Genomic DNA, 965 nt, shown 5'->3' on the forward strand with positions numbered 1-965 from the left:
TTTAAGCCAAACTCTGATGATTTTGCGCTTGATACGCTCAGCCCGGGTTGGCGAGAACTGGAGCTTAAACCAAGTGGTGAGATCGCAACTCAAGTGCGTCGATTAACCAATGGTGCTTTTACCCCTGACTTTAACGCTGAGGGTTACTGATGCCGTCCGTAGAGATGCCACAGCGTAAGCCTTCACTGCTGCTCTACATTCACGGCTTTAATAGCTCATCTCGCTCACACAAAGCCAATGTGATGGCTGAGTATTGTGCTGAGCATCGCCCTGATATCAAAGTTTTGGTACCACAGTTGCCGAGTTTCCCTGCTATGGCAGCGGCACATTTGAAAGACGTAGTAGAGCAACATAAAGATCAGTACCAGATCGCGCTGGTGGGCAGTTCGTTGGGTGGTTATCTGTCGACGTGGCTAAATGCGCACTATGGTTTTAAAGCGGCAGTGGTCAACCCTGCGGTCAAGCCATACGAGTTGCTGTCTGAATATCTTGGAGAGCAGGTCAATCCGTACACCAATGAGCATTATGTGTTGGAACAGAAACACATTGAAGAGCTCAAGGCATTAGACGTGGCATCCATCTCTCAACCCAGTGATTTTTGGCTACTGCAACAAACCGAGGACGAAGTTCTCGACTACCGCCAAGCGGTGACTAAGTTTCAAGGAGCGAAGCAGACAGTAGAAGAAGGGGGCGACCACAGTTTTGTGGATTTTGAACGTTACCCTCAAAAGATAATTGAATTTCTAGCCTTATAAGGTTTAACTTCAGCCGCAACATCTTATCTTTTTTGCCTGTTATTTCATCTGTCAGTGGTGAAATATCATAGTTTGGTGTCATAGTTTTTGAACGTGCTTGACATCAAACCCCTGCTTCCAGACTATATTCCCCAATACTTTCGCTCGTTCGCTCTGCTGTGAGGGTTCACGGCAACTAACACGGTTATATCGAATTAGAGCCCAGCGAAC

The 965-nt window shown here is 46.9% G+C and carries 1 protein-coding gene and 1 pseudogene; both read left to right on the plus strand.

What is annotated here, in order from left to right:
• Positions 1–150, plus strand: a pseudogene (locus KIV40_RS32740) (3',5'-cyclic-AMP phosphodiesterase); the annotation flags it as partial.
• Entirely contained in the window at positions 150–755 is a 606-nt protein-coding gene (gene yqiA, locus KIV40_RS32745; RefSeq protein WP_285353540.1) for an esterase YqiA, read from the plus strand. The pseudogene KIV40_RS32740 and the gene yqiA, both read left to right, overlap by 1 nt.
• Positions 756–965: the final 210 nt, after the last annotated feature.

The organism is Vibrio sp. D173a (genome assembly GCF_030248475.1).

Excerpts from the sequence above, each read along its gene's own strand:
- yqiA (WP_285353540.1), top strand. The coding sequence starts at position 150 with ATGCCGTCCGTAGAGATGCCACAGCGTAAGCCTTCACTGCTGCTCTAC.